This window comes from Hymenobacter psychrophilus, assembly GCF_900107135.1.
GTDB lineage: Bacteria > Bacteroidota > Bacteroidia > Cytophagales > Hymenobacteraceae > Hymenobacter > Hymenobacter psychrophilus.
On record NZ_FNOV01000003.1, the window covers coordinates 315863 to 332200 of the forward strand.

Genomic DNA, 16338 nt, shown 5'->3' on the forward strand with positions numbered 1-16338 from the left:
GATGCTTTTTAGCACAGTTGCTTTGACAATTAATGGCCTGCTGCTAACGGAACCAGTTTAAAAGAACAAAAAGCGCTTTTTATTGCGGTTACGATTACTCCGCTGCTTGTCCGTCATGGGCTTCCCTTTGGGGTCGACGTAGCCGGCTGCCCGGGTAGCACCGCGCTTAGGCGGCTTGGCCCCTACCCTGTTGTCGCGATACTTACGCACGGTGAAGCCGCCGGTGCCCCGGTCGTATTGGCGGTCGGGGCCGGCGGCGCGGCTGAGGCTGGAATTACCCGCGCCCGAGCGGGCTTCGAGCAGCTCCTGCTGCTGGTCGCGCTTACTCTCTTCAGCATTCATGCTCATGCGACGCTGCATGTTGGCCACATCATCGGTCGTGGCTTTACCGCGCTTACGGGTCTGTTTCTGGGTTGCCTGCCGGGCCTGAGCTTCTTCGCGGGTCTGGCCGTCGAGCACGGCAGTTTGGGCGCGGGCAGCAGGGGAAGCGGCACAGGTAACGGCAGCCAGGGCCAGTAGGGAAAGTAATTTCTTCATCAAAGCAGCGAAAACAATGGCAGTAGGGAATATGGCAAACGAACTGGCCACCAACGAAGTTAGTTCAAAGCGCCCGTAAAGTTGCCGGCTCCTGGCCTGGCGGCGCACGACAAAGCCGGCACTATCTGCCCAGGAGGCAGCCAGCGCCGGCTTGGTAGCAACAGGCGTGGTACAGCCTATGCCCGGTTACGCAAAGTATCGCGGATTTCGGTAAGCAATATCTCCTCCTTAGTCGGCAACGGATCGGCCACGGCCACCACTTCCTGGGGCTTCTTGTAGCGGTTGGCAATTTTCACGAGCCAGAAGATGGCAAAGGCCATCAGCAGGAAGGTGATAACGGCATTCAGAAACAGGCCGTAGTTGATAGTAGCAGCCTGCGCTGCCTTAGCGGCCTCCAGGGTGGGGTAGGTTTTGCCATCGAGCGAGAGGTACCATTCCTTGAAGTCGAGGCCACCGGTGAGTAGCGTCAGGATGGGCATCAGAATGTCGTCGGTGAGCGAGGTAACGATTTTACCAAAAGCCCCACCGATGATAACACCAACAGCCAGATCGAGCACATTGCCCTTGGAAATGAACTCTTTGAATTCGGAGACGAAACCCATATGCGGAATTTGGTTGACTATGAAGGAGAAAGTTGCGGTCTCAAGATAGAGTTTTTCCTATCTAAAAGAGTACCGGTGAGTTAGCGAAGTCAAATATGCTGCTTTGGCCCTTCGGCTGGCGCGTCTTTTCGCTCAACTCCACCTTTTGGCCGGTCGGCCGGGCCGCAGGCTGGGTGGGTAAGGCGCCTCAATTCGTTCTATCTTTGGCTCAGGTACTATCACCTTATCCCTCCCTCCCGCCATGACCACCTTCGCCACCCTGCTCTACGACCTCGACACCGCTTCCGGCATCCTTACCATCACCGTAAACCGTCCCGATAAGCTCAATGCCCTTAACGCCGCAACCATCGAGGATATCGGCACAGCCTTCGGGCAGGCTCAGGCCGATGCGAAGGTGCGCGGTATTTTGCTGACGGGCAGCGGCGAGAAGGCCTTCGTGGCCGGGGCCGATATTGTCGAACTGGCGGGCCTCGACGTGCTGGCCGCGCGCCGGGCGGCCGAGCGGGGCCAGGAAATTTTTGGGCGTATTGAGGCAGGTGCCAAGCCCGTTATTGCCGCCGTGAATGGCTTCGCGCTGGGCGGCGGTTGCGAGCTAGCCATGGCCTGCCATATGCGGGTTGCCTCCTCAACCGCCCGCTTCGGCCAGCCCGAGGTGAACCTGGGCCTGATTCCGGGCTACGGTGGCACCCAGCGCCTGGCCCAGCTGGTGGGCAAAGGCAAGGCCATCGAGCTGCTGCTGACCGCCGACATGGTGAAGGCCGACCAGGCGCTCAGCCTGGGCCTGGTCAACCACGTAGTGCCCCAAGCCGAGCTGCTCGACTTCTGCCGCCAGCTTCTCACGCGCATTCTGGGCAAAGCCCCGCTGGCCGTGGGCCTGTGCCTCGACTCGGTGAATGCCTACTACGACCAGCAGCGCCACGGCTACCAGACCGAAGCCGAAGGTTTCGCCCGCTGCTTCGCCTCCGACGACTTCAAAGAAGGCACCACCGCTTTCCTGGAAAAACGCCAAGCGGCCTTTACAGGGAATTAGTAATTGGTAATTAATAATTCTCTGGAATTGAGGAGATAATGCTATACACTTCCATCTACTGGAATCAAAGCAGCAATTCTTAATTACTAATTATCAATTACTAATTAAACGAAATGGGTTTAGCGAAAAAGCTGGCTTCCCAGACGGCTATCTACGGGGTGAGCAGTATTGTGGGCCGGATGGTCAACTTTCTGCTGGTGCCGCTATACACCGCGCGGTTTGCGGCGGCCGAGTACGGCATCGTGACGGGACTGTTTGCCTACGTGTCGTTTCTGAACGTAGTGTTCACCTACGGCATGGAAACCACGTACTTCCGCTTTGCCAACCGCCCCGGCACCGACCGGCAGGAACTCTACGACCGCACGCTGACCATGCTACTGCTCAGTAGCGTGGTGCTCACGTTGCTGCTGCTGCTGTTGGCTAGCCCGCTGATGGGGCTGCTGGGTTTGCCGCCCGGCCACGAGCACTACGCCTATTGGATTGCTGCCATTCTGGGGCTTGATGCGCTGGCAGCCATACCATTTGCCCGCCTCCGCCTCGAAAACAAAGCCCGTAAGTTTGCCACTATCCGGCTGGCCAACATTGGCCTCAACGTGGCGCTGAACCTGTTCTTCATCGTTGCCTGTCCCGATATTCTGGCGGGCAAATACCTGCCGGTGCTGCAGCCGCTGGTGCGGGCCATCTACGACCCGGGTATTGGCGTGGGCTACGTGTTTATTTCGAATGCGGCGGCCAGCGCCTTTACGCTGCTGCTGCTGGGCCGCGAGCTGACCGACTTCCGCTTCCGCCTGAACCTGGAGCCGCTGCGGCCGCTGCTGCGCTATGCCTACCCGATTATGCTGATGGGCTTGGCAGGCATGGTTAACGAGATGCTCGACCGGATTCTGCTGCCCGTATGGCTGCCCGAGAACTTCTACCCCGGCCAGAGCAGCCTCACAGCGGTGGGCATCTACGGAGCCTGCTACAAGCTCAGCATTCTGATGAGCCTCGTTATCCAGGCCTTTAAATACGCGGCCGAACCGTTCTTTTTCGCCCAGAGCACCGATCAGAATTCGCCCCGCACCTTTGCCTTGGTGCTCAAGTGGTTCACGTTGTGCTGTGCCATGCTGTTTGTGGGCGTAAGCGTGAACCTGGACTTGGTGGCGGGCCTGTTTCTGCATGGGCGCGAGTACCTGCAGGGGCTGGCTGTGGTGCCGGTGCTACTACTGGCCAACCTGTTTCTGGGCATCTACTGGAACCTGTCGGTGTGGTTCAAGCTTACCGACAAAACGTATTACGGCACCTACATCAGCTTCGGCGGGGCCGTGCTCACCATTGCCCTCAACTTCCTGCTGATTCCGCTGCTGGGCTACATGGGCTCGGCGCTGGCCACGCTGGCCTGCTATTTTATGATGGCCGCACTGTGCTGGTGGCTGGGCGAGCAGCACTTCCCGGTGCCCTATCCGGTGGCGCGGCTGCTGGTATGGCTGCTGGTAGCGGTGGCCGTAGTTGCCACCAGCTGGTACGTACCCGTAGCGCCCGGCTGGGGCCGTTACGGCTTCCACGCCCTGCTCACGCTGGGTTTTGTGGGTCTGGTAGCGGCCGTGGAGGGCCGGCGGCTACGGAGTGTTTGATGTTTTTGGGTTGTAAGCTATAAGCCGCAAGCTATTCGAACGTGCTTGTAGCTTGCAGCTCAAAACCTACCTTTGCCCCATGCAGATTCCCGTTATCAACCGCTCGCGCCATGCGCTGCCCGAGTACCAGACTGCCCATGCGGCCGGCCTCGATGTGCGGGCCAACCTCGCGGCGCCGGTTACGTTAGGGCCTTTACAGCGTGCCCTCATTCCCACAGGCCTGTTTATGGAAATTCCGGTGGGCTACGAGATGCAGGTGCGGCCCCGCAGCGGGCTGGCCTACAAACACGGCATCGGCCTCGTTAATAGCCCCGGCACCATTGATGCTGATTACCGCGGCGAACTGCAGGTGCTGCTCGTTAACCTCTCGGACCAGGAGTTTGTGGTGCAGGACGGGGAGCGAATTGCCCAGCTCGTGGTGGCCCGCCACGAAGTGGTAGCCTGGCAGCCGGTCGAGGCGCTGTCGGAAACCGGCCGCGGCGCGGGCGGCTACGGCAGCACAGGTATTCTTTGAACTCTTTACTTAAAAATTAAAAGTGAAAAATTAGAAATCGGTGGTCTTACCTATTATCAACAGATATTAGACGACCTTTTTTATAATGATTCATTGGCAATTTTTAATTTTTCACTTTTAATTTTTAACTGAATGAAAATTATCGTTCCGATGGCTGGCATGGGCAAGCGCATGCGCCCCCACACGCTCACCGTTCCCAAGCCCCTGATTCCGATTGCCGGCAAACCCATTGTGCACCGCCTGGTAGAAGACATTGCCAAAGTGTGCGCCGAGCCAGTAGAAGAAGTGGCCTTTATTATTGGGCGTAGCTTCGGGAAAGAGGTAGAGCAGGACCTCATTAAGATTGCTGAGTCGGTAGGCGGCAAGGGCACGATTTGCTACCAGGACGAGGCGCTGGGCACGGCCCACGCCATTCTGTGCGCCCAGTCTGCCCTCGATGGCCACGTGGTCGTGGCTTTCGCCGATACGCTCTTCAAGGCCGATTTCACCCTCGATACATCGGTTGACGGCACCATTTGGGTGCAGAGCGTAGAAGACCCTAAGCCCTTCGGCGTGGTGAAGCTCGACGATCAGGGGCAGATTACCGACTTCGTGGAGAAACCCCAGGAGTTCGTGTCGGACCTGGCCATTATCGGTATTTACTACTTCAAGGATGGCGAGTACCTGAAGCGCGAGCTGCAGTACCTGCTCGACAACAACATCATGGACAAAGGCGAGTATCAGCTCACCAATGCCCTTGAAAACATGAAAAATAAGGGTACCCAGTTTGTGCCCGGCCGCGTAACCGAGTGGCTCGACTGCGGCAACAAAGACGCCACCGTGTACACCAACCAGCGCTACCTGGAGTTTCTGCAGGAGCGCGGCGAAAAGCTAACGGCCGCCTCGGCCCAGGTTACCAACTCGGTTATCATTGAGCCGGTATATCTGGGTGAAAACGTGCAGATTACCAACTCGGTAGTAGGCCCGCACGTGTCGGTGGGCGCGGGCAGCCGCATTAGTAGCTCGGTGGTAGCCAATAGCATTGTGCAGCAGTCGGCCACGGTGGAGCATGCCAACGTGGCGGGCTCCATGATTGGCTCGCACGCCATGCTCAGCGGCAAATCGTTGGATTTGAGCGTGGGCGACTATAATACGATGCGGCTGTAAGCAGCGTTAGACAGATGGCGGGCGGCGGTTGGCAGCGGCAGCCTCGGGCTGTTTAGCTGCCGACCGCCGCCCTTTTCTTTATCTTCACGGCGGACCGTTCTCTTCGGCTTACTCTCCTTATGCCCCTATTCCGCGCGTTGCTGCTGTCCTTCCTGTTGAGTATGCTGCTGGCCGGGCCGGGGTATGCCCAGCGCAAGGCTGCCCCGCCGGCCCGCCCGGCCGAAGCTCAGCCCGAGAAGCTCAGCCGCAAAGACCGACGCGAGCTGGCCCGCCGCGCAGCCCTCACCGAGGCCACCCGGCAACAGCGCGTACTAACGCCCAAGGAGCGTGAGATGAGCGAAGCCTACTTCGTGGACGGGGTGCGCTACGTGCTACTCGAAGACTACAACAAGGCCCTGGAGCGCCTGCTGAAAGCCTACGCCCTAAACCCGGCCAATGCCGCCGTCAACTACAAAATTGCCGAGGCTAACCTGCTAAGTGGCAACCTGCAGGACGCGACCAACTTCGGCCGTGCCGCCGTGAAGCTCGACCCGCAGAACCCGTACTATTATCTGCTGCTGGCCCAGATTTACACCTCGCAGAAGCAGTATGAGGAGGCAACCAAGGTGTATACCGACCTTATCGGGCGGGTACCCAACTCGAATTACTACCTTTTCAACCTGGCCGATTTGTACGTGGCTCAGGGCCGGTTTGATGAGGCGCTGACCACTTTCGGGCAGGCCGAACAGAAATTTGGGCCGCTGGACGAAATCTCGTTCAAGAAGCAGCAGATTTACCTGCGCCAGAACAAGCTCGACCAAGCGCTGCAGGAGGGCGAAATGCTCATCAAATCGAACCCCGACGAGCCGCGCTACGTGCTGGCGCAGGCCCAGCTCTACGCCACCAACCGCCGCTTCGATGATGCCTTGCGGGTGGCTAACCAAGCGTTGCGTCTCGACCCCGAAAACCCCCGGGCCCGCATGATTCTGGCCGACGTGTACCGGCTGCAGAACAACCGGCCCGAGTCGGAGCGCCAGCTGAAACAGGCCTTCGAAAGCCCCAGCCTCGATATTGATGATAAGGTGCGCATCCTGATTGAGTACCTCAAGCAGCTGCCTAGCCCCGACCTTAACGAAACGGCCCGCGAGCTGGCCGCCATTACCATGCGGGTGCATCCGCGCGAGGCCAAAGCGTTTTCCATTGCCGGCGACATAGAAACCGTGTCCGGTAACCGCGCCGCCGCCCGCGCCAACTACCTAAAAGCCATCCGGCTCGATAACTCCCGCTACCAGATCTGGCAGCAGGTGGTGCTGATTGACGCCGAACTGAGCCAGACCGATTCGCTGCTGGCCCACACCGCCCAGGCCCTGGAGCTGTTCCCGAACCAGGCGCCACTCTGGTTCTACAACGGCGTGGGCTACCAGATGGAGAAGCAACCCGCCAAGGCCGCCAAGTCGCTTGAATACGGCCGCAAGCTGGCCACCGACAACCCCGAGCTACTGGCCCAGTTCGATACCCAGCTCGGCGACGTTTACCACGAGCTGAAGGACTATGCCAAATCGGACGCCGCTTACGAGGCGGCGCTGACCTTCGACGCCAACAACGCCCAGGCCCTCAACAACTACAGCTACTTTCTGTCGATACGGCGCGAGAAGCTGGATAAGGCCAAGGAAATGGCCGGTAAGCTGGTGAAGCAGTTTCCGGAAAACCCTACCTACCTCGACACCTATGCCTGGGTGCTGTACCAGCTCAAAGACTACGCCGGCGCCCGCCGGGCCCTGGAAACGGCCCTGCGCCATTCCTCCGAAGCTACCATTGTGGAGCACTACGGCGACGTGCTGTTCCAGCTCGGCGACAAGGAACGGGCCGTGACCGAGTGGCAGCGGGCCGACCAGAAAGGCGGGGCCTCGGCGCTCATCAACCGTAAAATAAAGGACAAGAAGCTCTATGAATAACCGCCCTGCGCTACTGCTGAGCGTACTGTTAGCCCTACCGTTGCTGCTGGGCAGCTGCACCAAAAAGCTACTGCCAAATGCCAACCGGCCTTCAACCACCAACCCGATGCCGGAGGCCATAAAGGCCACCAACCTCGACTTTCAGTTCCTGACGGCCAAGGGCAAGGCCCAGTTCGGCGACCAGAGTGCCAACGTCAACCTGCGCATCCGTAAAGACAGTGCTATCTGGCTGTCGGCCTCGCTGCTGGGCATTGAGGGCGGGCGGCTTTACATCACCCGCGACTCGGTGCAGGTAATCGACAAGCTGCACCGGGAGTATTATTCGGGCGACTTCGCTTACCTGAGCCAGCGGCTTAACGTGCCCGTTACCTTCGATATGCTGCAGGCCCTGCTGCTGGGTAATTACCTGGCCCCCCTCAGCCCCGCTACCCAGCCGGCCGTAACCACCGAGGGCACGGTGCAGCGCGTGCGCTACGAGCAGGCCGGGCTACTGGTTATGCAGCTGGTAGATGTGGCGCAGGGCCGGCCGCGGCAGCTACAGGTGCAGGATTCGGTGCGCGCTCACCAGCTGACGGTGGACTACGCAGACTTCCGCCAGCTCGAAAGTAACCCCCAGCCCTTCGCCTTCGAAACCCAGGTGCAGGTGCAGCAGCCGCAGCAGGCTCCCACGGTTATCACGCTAACCTACCGGGCCGTGGACCTGGACAAGGGCCGGCTGCAATTCCCGTTCTCCGTACCCAAAGGCTATGCGCGCAAAAAGTAACACCGGCGGGCTTCTGCTGCTGATTACGGGGCTGCTGCTGGCTGCTCCGGCGGGTTCAGCGTGGGCTCAGAAGGGCAAGCCGGCTGCCAAAAGCAAAACTCAGCTGGAGCGCGAGCGGCGCGCCAACCTCAAACGCATCAAGGAAACCAGCCGCATTCTGGCCCAGACCCAGGAGAAGAAGCAGGCCTCGGTGGGCCAGCTCAACGCTATTCAGGAGAAGCTGGTGGTGCAACAGGGGGTTATCAAGAATATCAGTTCGGAGCTGCGCTATATTGAGGGCGACGTGCAGCAAACCGAGGGCCAGGTGCGGCAGACGCGCCAGCGCCTGGAGCGTCTCAAGGCCGAATACGCCCGCCTGATTTACGCCGGCTCGAAAACGGCCAACGGCTACAACCGGCTCATGTTTTTGTTCGCCGCCGAGTCGTTCAACCAGTTTCTGCTGCGCCTGCGCTACATCCGCCAGTACACCGAAGTGCGCCAGGCCCAGGCCACCCAGATTACCCGCGCCCAGCAGCGACTGGACACCCAGCTGACCGGCTTGCAGCAGCAGCGCCAGCAAAAGGGCTCCCTGCTCAATACCCAGCTCTCAGAGAAGAAAACCCTGACCACGCTGAAGGTGCAGCAGGACCAGGTGATTGTGAAGCTGACCCAGCAGGAAGAGGGTTTGCGTAAAGAGCTGGCCGACCGCCAGCGGGCCGTGAGCCGGCTCGATAACCTGATTGCGCTGCGCGTGCGCGAGGAAATTGCCCGCGCCGCCCGCGAAGCAGCACGCCGGGCCGCGGCCAAGGCCCGCGCCGCCGAAGTGGCCGCCAACGCGGGCCGCAGCCCAACCGCTACCTCGCGCACCCCGGCTACTGCTGCCGCCGAAGAGGCGGCCGCCACCAAGGCCGAGCGCACCGACCGCGTTACCCTGACGCCCGAAACGGCCAAGCTGGCCGCCTCCTTCACCGACAACCGGGGCCGCCTGCCCTGGCCCGTGGGCAAGGGTTTCATCAGCCAGCGCTTCGGCCGCCACAACCACCCGGTGCTCAAAAATGTGGTAGTGGAGAACCGCGGCGTCGATATTCAGACCAACTCGGGCGAGCCGGTGCGGGCCGTATTCAGCGGCAAAGTGCTCACGGTGGCCAGCGTGCCAGGTATGGGCAACATCGTGATGGTGCAGCACGGCGACTACTTCACGGTGTATGCCAAACTGCGCAACGTGAGCGTGAGCGAAGGCCAGACCATTGAGGCCCGCCAGAGCCTGGGCACCGTAACCACCAATGCTGAGGGCACTTCGGAAGTACAGTTCCAAGTCTGGCACAACAGCGCCAACCTCAATCCCGAAAACTGGCTCGGGCGAAAATAGGCATTATGCCAGATGCTCTGCCCTTACCAACAATAGAAAACCCGGCTCCAAAGGAGCCGGGCTTTCCGAGCTATGAAAACAAACTTAGCTACCGGAATTCCTCCTTCACTAACAGGCGGTTATTGCTAACCGCTGCTGGTGAGGCAAACGCCCGATAACCAGACGAAAGATACTGGAGGGCATAAGTTACCCTGCTTCAATTTCGCCCAACGACCCTTTTATCTCGGTGAAAGAATATGTTTGTGCGTTACGGCCGAGCTATCAACTCGGGTTAAACCAGGTTTAGCCGGCTTAGCAGCCCGGCTTTGAATGAGTTACCGATGGGCACGGGCAGCAGACTGGGCCCACCTTCGGCCCCGCGGTCAGTCTCCATCAACAGCGCGTCGCTTTCGATGGCGATGATGCGGTCGAGGCGCACAATATACTTGCGGTGCACCCGGGCGAAGTCGTGAGCTGGTAACCGGGTTTCCAACTCCTTCATGGTGCTGTAGATGGTGTACCGCTCCGAGCCGGCGTAGATGTTCACGTAGTCGCCCAGCGCCTCCACGTAGCGGATGTCGGCCGTTTTGAGGCGTATCAGCCGGTGATCCTGCTTAATAAAGATTTCGTTGTGGCTTCTGCTCAGGTACAGGCTTTCGGCTGTGCCGTTGGCCAGGCGTAGCAGATCGTCCAGCTTCTGGCGCTCCATCTCCAGCTCCAGGCGGGCGCGGCGCAGTTCCAAGTGTGCCACTACCTCGCGGCTCAGTACGGCCAGGGCATCACGCTGGCCGTCGTTGAGGCGGCGGGGCACCGTATCGATGGCGCAGAGCGTACCTAGCGCGTCGCCCTGGGCCGTGAGCAGCGGGTAGCCGGCATAGAAGCGGATGTTGGGCGCACCGGTTACCAGCGCATTGTGCTCGAACAAGGGATGGCACGTGGCATCTTCTACCTCATAGAGCGTTTTGCCCTGGATGGCCTGCTGGCAGAACGCCAACTCGCGGGGCGTACTAACCGGCCAGTTCTGATCGGTACGGGCCTTGAACCACTGCCGCTCCCCATCAAGCAAAGAAACCAGAGAGATGGGGGTGTTACAGATGATAGAAGCCAGCCGGGCCAGATCGTCGAAGGCAGCCTCGGCCGGAGTATCCATAATTTCGTAGGATTGCAGAGCCGCGAGCCGCCGGATTTCCTGCGCCCGCGAAAGGCCTGACTGTGAAAGACCTGATTGCGCTTCACTAGGAAAGGATGATTCTTCCAATAGCATAAATTTATGGCAAGAATTAAGTAGCCGACTACTTTATCGACTTACTAAATAACGTAGTTAGCTTCAGTCAGATGGAACGAAACCGTTAAAGAAGTCCTTTTTCAGGCTCAACTATCTCCTTTACTGGCCGGAAGTAACCACGCGACGTGAAGGACGGATGACAACGCTCGGCCAGATGCGTACGGCGCAAGAACCTAGACAGGAGCGGAACTGTTTTTCGAATTATGCGGTACCTTTACCAATCTAGCTACGTACTGGTTGCGTATACTCTCCTTTGACCTTCTAACTCCGGCCTTCGGGTCTGCTACATATGAACTTTGCCACCCTCCTGCTCGGAATCGGTAACTTCGGTGGTACCGAAATCCTGCTCATCGGCCTAGCTATCATTCTGCTTTTCGGAGCCAAGCGCATTCCGGAGCTGTTCCGGGGTATGGGCCAGGGCATCCGCGAGTTTAAAGATGCCTCGAAGGAAGAGAAGCCCGAATTCCGCGACCGGCCTGTGAACCCGGCTAATCCCAACGATCCGGCCGCACCCCGCCAATAACCCCCTCCAATTATGCAAACGCCTGTTTTTCTATTTCTCGGTGACCTTGGTGGTGGTGAGCTCATGCTCATCATGGTGGTTATTCTGATTTTCTTCGGCGCCAACAAGATTCCCGAGTTGGCCCGGGGCCTGGGCAAGGGTATCCGCGAGTTTAAAGATGCTTCGCGCGAGATTCGTAGCGAAGTGGAGAACTACGGCCAGCCCGGCCAGCAGCCTTATCAGCAGCAGTTTCAGCAGCCCGAGCAGGCTTACCAGCCCGCCCCGCCGGTAGCCGAGGCCGCTCCGATACTGGCCCCGCCCATGGACGGCGGCATTACGCCAGCTGTAACGCCCGAGCCGTTGGCCACTGCGCCTGAGCGCCCACGCCTCGACCAGACGAGCTAGTTCAACTGCTCAACCGTAAGCATTACCCGAACCGCCGGCAGCCAAAATCTGCCGGCGGTTCTGTTTTTAGCGGTGGGGGTGCTATTTTCGCGCTTCCGCCTCGCTTCGCAGGCCTCGCCTTTAATTTCTTCGTCTTGAGACGTTTCGATTCCCTTTCCGAAGTGCGCCGCGAAATTGCCGCCGGCACTGTATCGTGCCAGCAGTTGGTTGAGCACTACCTTGACAATATCGCCCGGCAGGAAAACCTCAACGCTTTTCTAGAAGTGTGGCCCGAGGAGGCCCGCGCCCAAGCCGTGGCCGTTGATGCCAAGCTGGCCGCTGGTACAGCCGGTAAGCTCGCCGGCATGGTTATCGGCCTGAAGGATGTGCTGGCCTACGAGGGGCACGCGCTGCAAAGCAGCAGCCATATCCTCGACGGCTTTAAATCGTTGTTTACCGGCACGGCCGTGCAGCGGCTGCTCGATGAGGATGCCATTCTGATTGGCCGCCAGAACTGCGATGAGTTTGCTATGGGCGCCTCCAACGAAACCTCCTACTTCGGACCGGTTCGCAACGCTATTGCGCCCGACCGGGTACCGGGCGGCTCGTCGGGCGGCTCGGCCGTAGCCGTGCAGGCCGATATGTGCCTAGCTTCGATTGGCTCCGACACCGGCGGCTCGGTGCGGCAGCCGGCAGCGTTTTGCGGCATCGTCGGCTTCAAGCCTACCTACTCGCGTATTTCCCGCTACGGGCTGGTGGCCTACGCTTCTTCCTTCGACCAGATTGGCACGCTCACCCGCTCGGTGGAGGATGCGGCTCTGCTGCTCGAAGTAATGGCCGGCCCCGACCAGTTCGACAGCACCGTGAGCCAGCAGCCGGTGCCCGCCTACAGCCAGGAGTTGGCACCCGCGCCCCAGTACCGCATCGGCTACATCCAGGACTGCCTGGTACGCCCGGGCCTCAACCCCGAAATAAAGGCGGCCACCGAAACGGCGCTGGAGCAGCTGCGCGGCCAGGGCCACGTGGTGGAGGCCGTGGAGTTTCCTTACCTCGACTTCATCGTGCCCACTTACTACATCCTGACTACGGCCGAAGCCAGCTCCAACCTGAGCCGCTACGACGGGGTGAAGTTCGGTTACCGCGCCCCCGACGTAACGGACCTGGAGTCGCTCTACAAGAAAACCCGCTCCCAGGGTTTCGGCCCGGAAGTGCAGCGCCGGATTCTGCTGGGCACTTTTGTACTGAGCGCCAGCTACTACGATGCTTATTACACCAAAGCCCAGCGGGTACGCCGGCTCATCAAGGAGAAAACCGACGAGCTGCTGCGCGACTACGACTTTCTGGTGCTGCCCACCACGCCTACCACGGCCTTTAAAATTGGCGACGAAGACCGTGACACGCTGGCCATGTATCTGGCCGATATTTTCACGGTGCAGGCCTCACTAGCGGGCGTCCCGGCCATTTCGGTGCCCAATGGGCTCGACTCCGAGGGCCTGCCCATTGGCCTTCAGGTGCTGAGTGGGGCCTTTCGCGAGCAGCAGCTACTGGCCTTCGCCAACTCGCTGGCCCAAACGCTGGCCCCGGAAGTGGCTTAGCGTGGAGGCAGTAGCAGAACGGACTATAGAGCCTTTATCCCCGGCTATTTAAAGTACAGCTTTAAGTTAAAAAGCTGGTTTTATTGATGTTCTGTGTTATTTTTGGCAAAACGCTGAGTTTCAACTCAGCGTTTTGCGTTCCGGCCTAGCCGGTTATCGTCCTCTTGCCCGAATTCGAATGATAAAGTTGCTGCGTGCCGCCGTCCCTATTTTGCTGGCTGTTGCCTTGGTCCAGCCGGTCCGGGCGCAGCGGCGGCCCCAGCCAGCCCCGGTTGCCCCGGCGGCGGCCCTGCCCACCGACTCGGCCCTGGTAAACCATTTGCTGCTGCCCGATTCGCTGGCTGCTCTGCCGATGGCTCCCGACTCGGCTAAGCTGGTATGGCTGCGCACCCCGCCCGAGCTGCGTGACTTGGTGGGCGACCGGGTGAGCTGTTTTGAAACCGACGTGCCCCACGTGTTCAATAACCACGTGATGAGCTTCGTGAAGCTCTTTACCGAGCGGCAGCGGAGCTACACCCAGCGGGTGCTGGAACGCGAGAATCTTTACTTCCCACTCTTCGAGAAGTACCTGACCAAATACAACCTGCCCCTCGACCTCAAATACTTGGCTGTGGTGGAGTCGGCCCTGATTCCGACCGCCAAGTCGCGGGTGGGCGCCACCGGCCTCTGGCAGTTCATGGGCCCCACCGCCAACGACCTGCGCCTGCGCCGCGACGACTGGGTGGATGAGCGCATGGACCCCGAAAAGGCCACCGAAGCGGCCTGCAAGCACCTGCGCTACCTGTATCGGGTGTTCGGCGACTGGGAAATGGTGCTGGCCGCCTACAACTGGGGTGCGGGCAACATGCAGCGCGTGATGAAGCGTACCGGCAAGAGCACCTACTGGGAAGTACACAGCAGCCTGCCGGCGGAAACCCGCAACTACGTGCCCACCTTCACGGCCATCATGTACAGCATGAAGTACGCCAAGGAGCACCAGCTGCACGCGCCCACGCTCAACTACCAGTACGCCCAGGCCATGGATACGCTGCAGCTCGGTGGCCGCCCCTTCGACCTGACCCGCTTGGCCCAGGCCATCGGCTATACCGACTCGCTGGCGCTGCTGCGCCTGAACCCCGAGTTGCGCAAGCCCTACCTACCGGACGGTTACCGCAACTACACGCTGCAACTGCCCACCACTGCCCGCGCCGCCCTGGTTGCCACGGCCAGCCGCGAGGTCCTGTTTGATTACTGCCGTCCGCTGGTCGACCTGCCCCGCCCGCTGGCCCCGCGCCCCGTGGCCCTGAGTGGCCTACTGCCGCTGCCCGGCCGCCGCTTAGCCGCTACCTCGACGACGACAGCCGTTGCTACTGCTCCGGCCACACCACGCTTCGAGCGCCTGCGCCACACCGTGAAGCGTGGCGAAACCGTGAACTCGGTAGCGGCCCGCTACGATGTGAGCCCGGCCCAGGTGCGCCGCTGGAATAAGCTGGGCACCGGCTCTTCATTGGCCGGCCGGCAGCAGCTGGTGCTATTTAGGCCGCTGCCGTCAGTAACCGAGCCGGCCGCGGCTCAGCCAGCCGTGGTGCCGGTACGAATGGCGGCCGCCAAAACAGCAGCGCCAGTTCCGGAGCCCGATTCGGCGGCCGAAGTGCTGGCCCGCGCCCCAGCTAAGCCAGCCGCCGAAGTACGGCGGGCGGTGGCCGCTATTACGGCGGCTACCGACGATGATACAGTGCCGGGCCGCTACGTAGTGAAGCCGGGTGACTTCTTGGAGAAAATCGCCACCGCCAACGGCCTGACCGTAGCCCAGCTCAAGGCTTGGAACCAGCTCGGCAGCTACGTGCTGCAGCCCGGCCAGGAGCTGACACTGAAAGCCACGCCTGAAGCAGCCACTACCGAAGCCGTAGCCGACCTCATGGAAGCTACCCGCGAAGTGGCTGCCGCCGCCCAGGCTCCGGCCCGCCGCGTGGCCCGTCCGGCAGCCGCACCAGTTGCTCCGGCATTGCCCCCCGCCCCACACCTATACCTAGTGCAGCCCGGCGACACGCTCTACAACATCTCGCGCCGCTACCAGGGCCTAACGGTGCAGCGCCTACGGGAACTGAACAACCTAAAATCGGACGCCGTGCAGCCGGGGCAGAAGCTGGTAGTAGGTGGCTGAGTAGGTATAGCTACTCACTAATTCAAAGCAAAAAAAGCACCTACGAGCGCTTTTTTTGTGGTCACCCAATCTGGACATAACCCTTCTGACTCTATAGTAATAGCGTTTTTAGTTGAATTGGAAACATAAGAACAGTTGAACGGGAACTTTTTTGGCTTGTTTTGGCACGGTTGTTACAAACCGTCCACTATCCTCCAATCTCAACGTTTCCGCCTGTGGCACCCCGTACCCTACTCCTCGCGACTATGCTCACGGCTTCGCTCTTGGGCACCGCCTGTACCAAAGACTGCGACCCTATTCCAGAATCCGTAGCTACAACGCCGGCTCAGGCCGCTACACTGAACGTGAACTTTGCGTACGCGGGCTCAACCGAGGAGCGCTCTGTGAGCTATGTGGCCGATAAACCCAATGCGGAGCTGCTTTCTGACCGACTGTTGCATACCATCAGCAGTGAAGCAACGACCACCGGCCCGGCCGACAGAGTAACGTTTGCGCTAGCCAAAAGCCGCCAGAAGCCTGAGCTAGTTGGTACCTACTCCTTGTCTTCCCAGCCCGATGCCAGCCAGGGCGACGTGCAGGTTTCCTTTATCCGCTTCACGCCTTCCACCAACACGTCTAATAACACCATATCCGGCAACCAGAACCAACTCAACGGCTCGCTGATTATCACGACCTACGATGAGGCCCGCAAGCTTATCAGTGGCACTTACGAAGTGAAAGCTACGGGCATTCGGGACGTTTTCGCCTTCCGCAACTACGCCGACCTCAACCCCGACGCCCAACGGGAGGGCAACTTGCGGGTACATGGCAGTTTTACGGAAATTCGCCTGCTTCCTTAGCAACGTCCCCCAAATTTTTCCACTTAGTCTCGCCCCGAACCACGCCCGGTTCGGGGCTTTTCGTATCCGGGTGGGTCTTGTACCTTTGAAGCCGGCTCATTTTGCCGCATCTTGCTTCCTTGAC

The 16338-nt window shown here is 60.0% G+C and carries 15 protein-coding genes; 12 read left to right on the top strand and 3 right to left on the bottom strand.

Translation table 11 applies throughout. The features are described from left to right. Nucleotides 1–57: 57 nt before the first annotated feature. Nucleotides 58–537: a hypothetical protein gene (locus tag BLW21_RS06340; protein ID WP_092738606.1), complete on the bottom strand. Its 480-nt coding sequence runs from the start codon at nucleotides 535–537 to the stop codon at nucleotides 58–60. Nucleotides 538–713: 176 nt separating this feature from the next. Further along, nucleotides 714–1139, bottom strand: coding sequence for a large conductance mechanosensitive channel protein MscL (gene mscL / locus BLW21_RS06345; RefSeq protein WP_092738607.1), 426 nt, complete (start codon nucleotides 1137–1139; stop codon nucleotides 714–716). 241 nt (nucleotides 1140–1380) lie between these two features. On the opposite strand from mscL, the gene BLW21_RS06350 reads away from it, so the two are divergent. From BLW21_RS06350 to BLW21_RS06380, 7 genes are all read left to right on the top strand, one after another. Beyond that, nucleotides 1381–2169 carry an enoyl-CoA hydratase-related protein gene (locus BLW21_RS06350; protein WP_092738608.1) on the top strand — a complete coding sequence of 263 codons (789 nt, stop codon included), beginning with the start codon at nucleotides 1381–1383 and terminating at the stop codon, nucleotides 2167–2169. Nucleotides 2170–2282: 113 nt separating this feature from the next. Continuing rightward, nucleotides 2283–3782, top strand: a complete 1500-nt coding sequence (locus BLW21_RS06355) for a polysaccharide biosynthesis C-terminal domain-containing protein (protein WP_092738609.1) — start codon at nucleotides 2283–2285, stop codon at nucleotides 3780–3782. A gap of 79 nt (nucleotides 3783–3861) precedes the next feature. Beyond that, on the top strand, nucleotides 3862–4296 hold the full coding sequence (dut, locus tag BLW21_RS06360) for a dUTP diphosphatase (RefSeq protein WP_092738610.1): 435 nt from the start codon (nucleotides 3862–3864) through the stop codon (nucleotides 4294–4296). Between the two features lie 132 nt (nucleotides 4297–4428). Beyond that, nucleotides 4429–5442: a sugar phosphate nucleotidyltransferase gene (locus BLW21_RS06365; RefSeq protein ID WP_092738611.1), complete on the top strand. Its 1014-nt coding sequence runs from the start codon at nucleotides 4429–4431 to the stop codon at nucleotides 5440–5442. Nucleotides 5443–5561: 119 nt separating this feature from the next. Then, entirely contained in the window at nucleotides 5562–7376 is a 1815-nt protein-coding gene (locus BLW21_RS06370; protein WP_245711824.1) for a tetratricopeptide repeat protein, read from the top strand. After that, a complete protein-coding gene (locus BLW21_RS06375; RefSeq protein WP_092738613.1) occupies nucleotides 7369–8139 on the top strand; it encodes a lipoprotein insertase outer membrane protein LolB1 in 771 nt (256 codons plus the stop codon). The genes BLW21_RS06370 and BLW21_RS06375 overlap by 8 nt, the downstream gene beginning before the upstream one ends. After that, nucleotides 8123–9487, top strand: coding sequence for a murein hydrolase activator EnvC family protein (locus BLW21_RS06380; protein ID WP_092738614.1), 1365 nt, complete (start codon nucleotides 8123–8125; stop codon nucleotides 9485–9487). The genes BLW21_RS06375 and BLW21_RS06380 overlap by 17 nt, the downstream gene beginning before the upstream one ends. A gap of 271 nt (nucleotides 9488–9758) precedes the next feature. Here BLW21_RS06380 and BLW21_RS06385 read toward each other — a convergent pair whose 3' ends face one another. After that, complete coding sequence (locus BLW21_RS06385) at nucleotides 9759–10616, bottom strand: GAF domain-containing DNA-binding protein (protein WP_175470877.1); 858 nt, start codon at nucleotides 10614–10616, stop codon at nucleotides 9759–9761. 424 nt (nucleotides 10617–11040) lie between these two features. On the opposite strand from BLW21_RS06385, the gene BLW21_RS06390 reads away from it, so the two are divergent. The 5 genes from BLW21_RS06390 to BLW21_RS06410 all read left to right on the top strand — a co-directional run bounded on the left by BLW21_RS06390 (nucleotide 11041) and on the right by BLW21_RS06410 (nucleotide 16214). Next, a complete protein-coding gene (locus BLW21_RS06390) occupies nucleotides 11041–11274 on the top strand; it encodes a Sec-independent protein translocase subunit TatA/TatB (protein ID WP_092738616.1) in 234 nt (77 codons plus the stop codon). A gap of 12 nt (nucleotides 11275–11286) precedes the next feature. Then, nucleotides 11287–11658, top strand: a complete 372-nt coding sequence (locus BLW21_RS22035) for a Sec-independent protein translocase subunit TatA/TatB (protein WP_092738617.1) — start codon at nucleotides 11287–11289, stop codon at nucleotides 11656–11658. Nucleotides 11659–11792: 134 nt separating this feature from the next. After that, nucleotides 11793–13232, top strand: coding sequence for an Asp-tRNA(Asn)/Glu-tRNA(Gln) amidotransferase subunit GatA (gene gatA, locus BLW21_RS06400; protein WP_092738618.1), 1440 nt, complete (start codon nucleotides 11793–11795; stop codon nucleotides 13230–13232). A 178-nt stretch (nucleotides 13233–13410) separates the two neighbouring features. After that, entirely contained in the window at nucleotides 13411–15375 is a 1965-nt protein-coding gene (locus tag BLW21_RS06405; protein WP_092738619.1) for a LysM peptidoglycan-binding domain-containing protein, read from the top strand. Nucleotides 15376–15620: 245 nt separating this feature from the next. After that, on the top strand, nucleotides 15621–16214 hold the full coding sequence (locus BLW21_RS06410) for a hypothetical protein (RefSeq protein WP_092738620.1): 594 nt from the start codon (nucleotides 15621–15623) through the stop codon (nucleotides 16212–16214). Nucleotides 16215–16338: the final 124 nt, after the last annotated feature.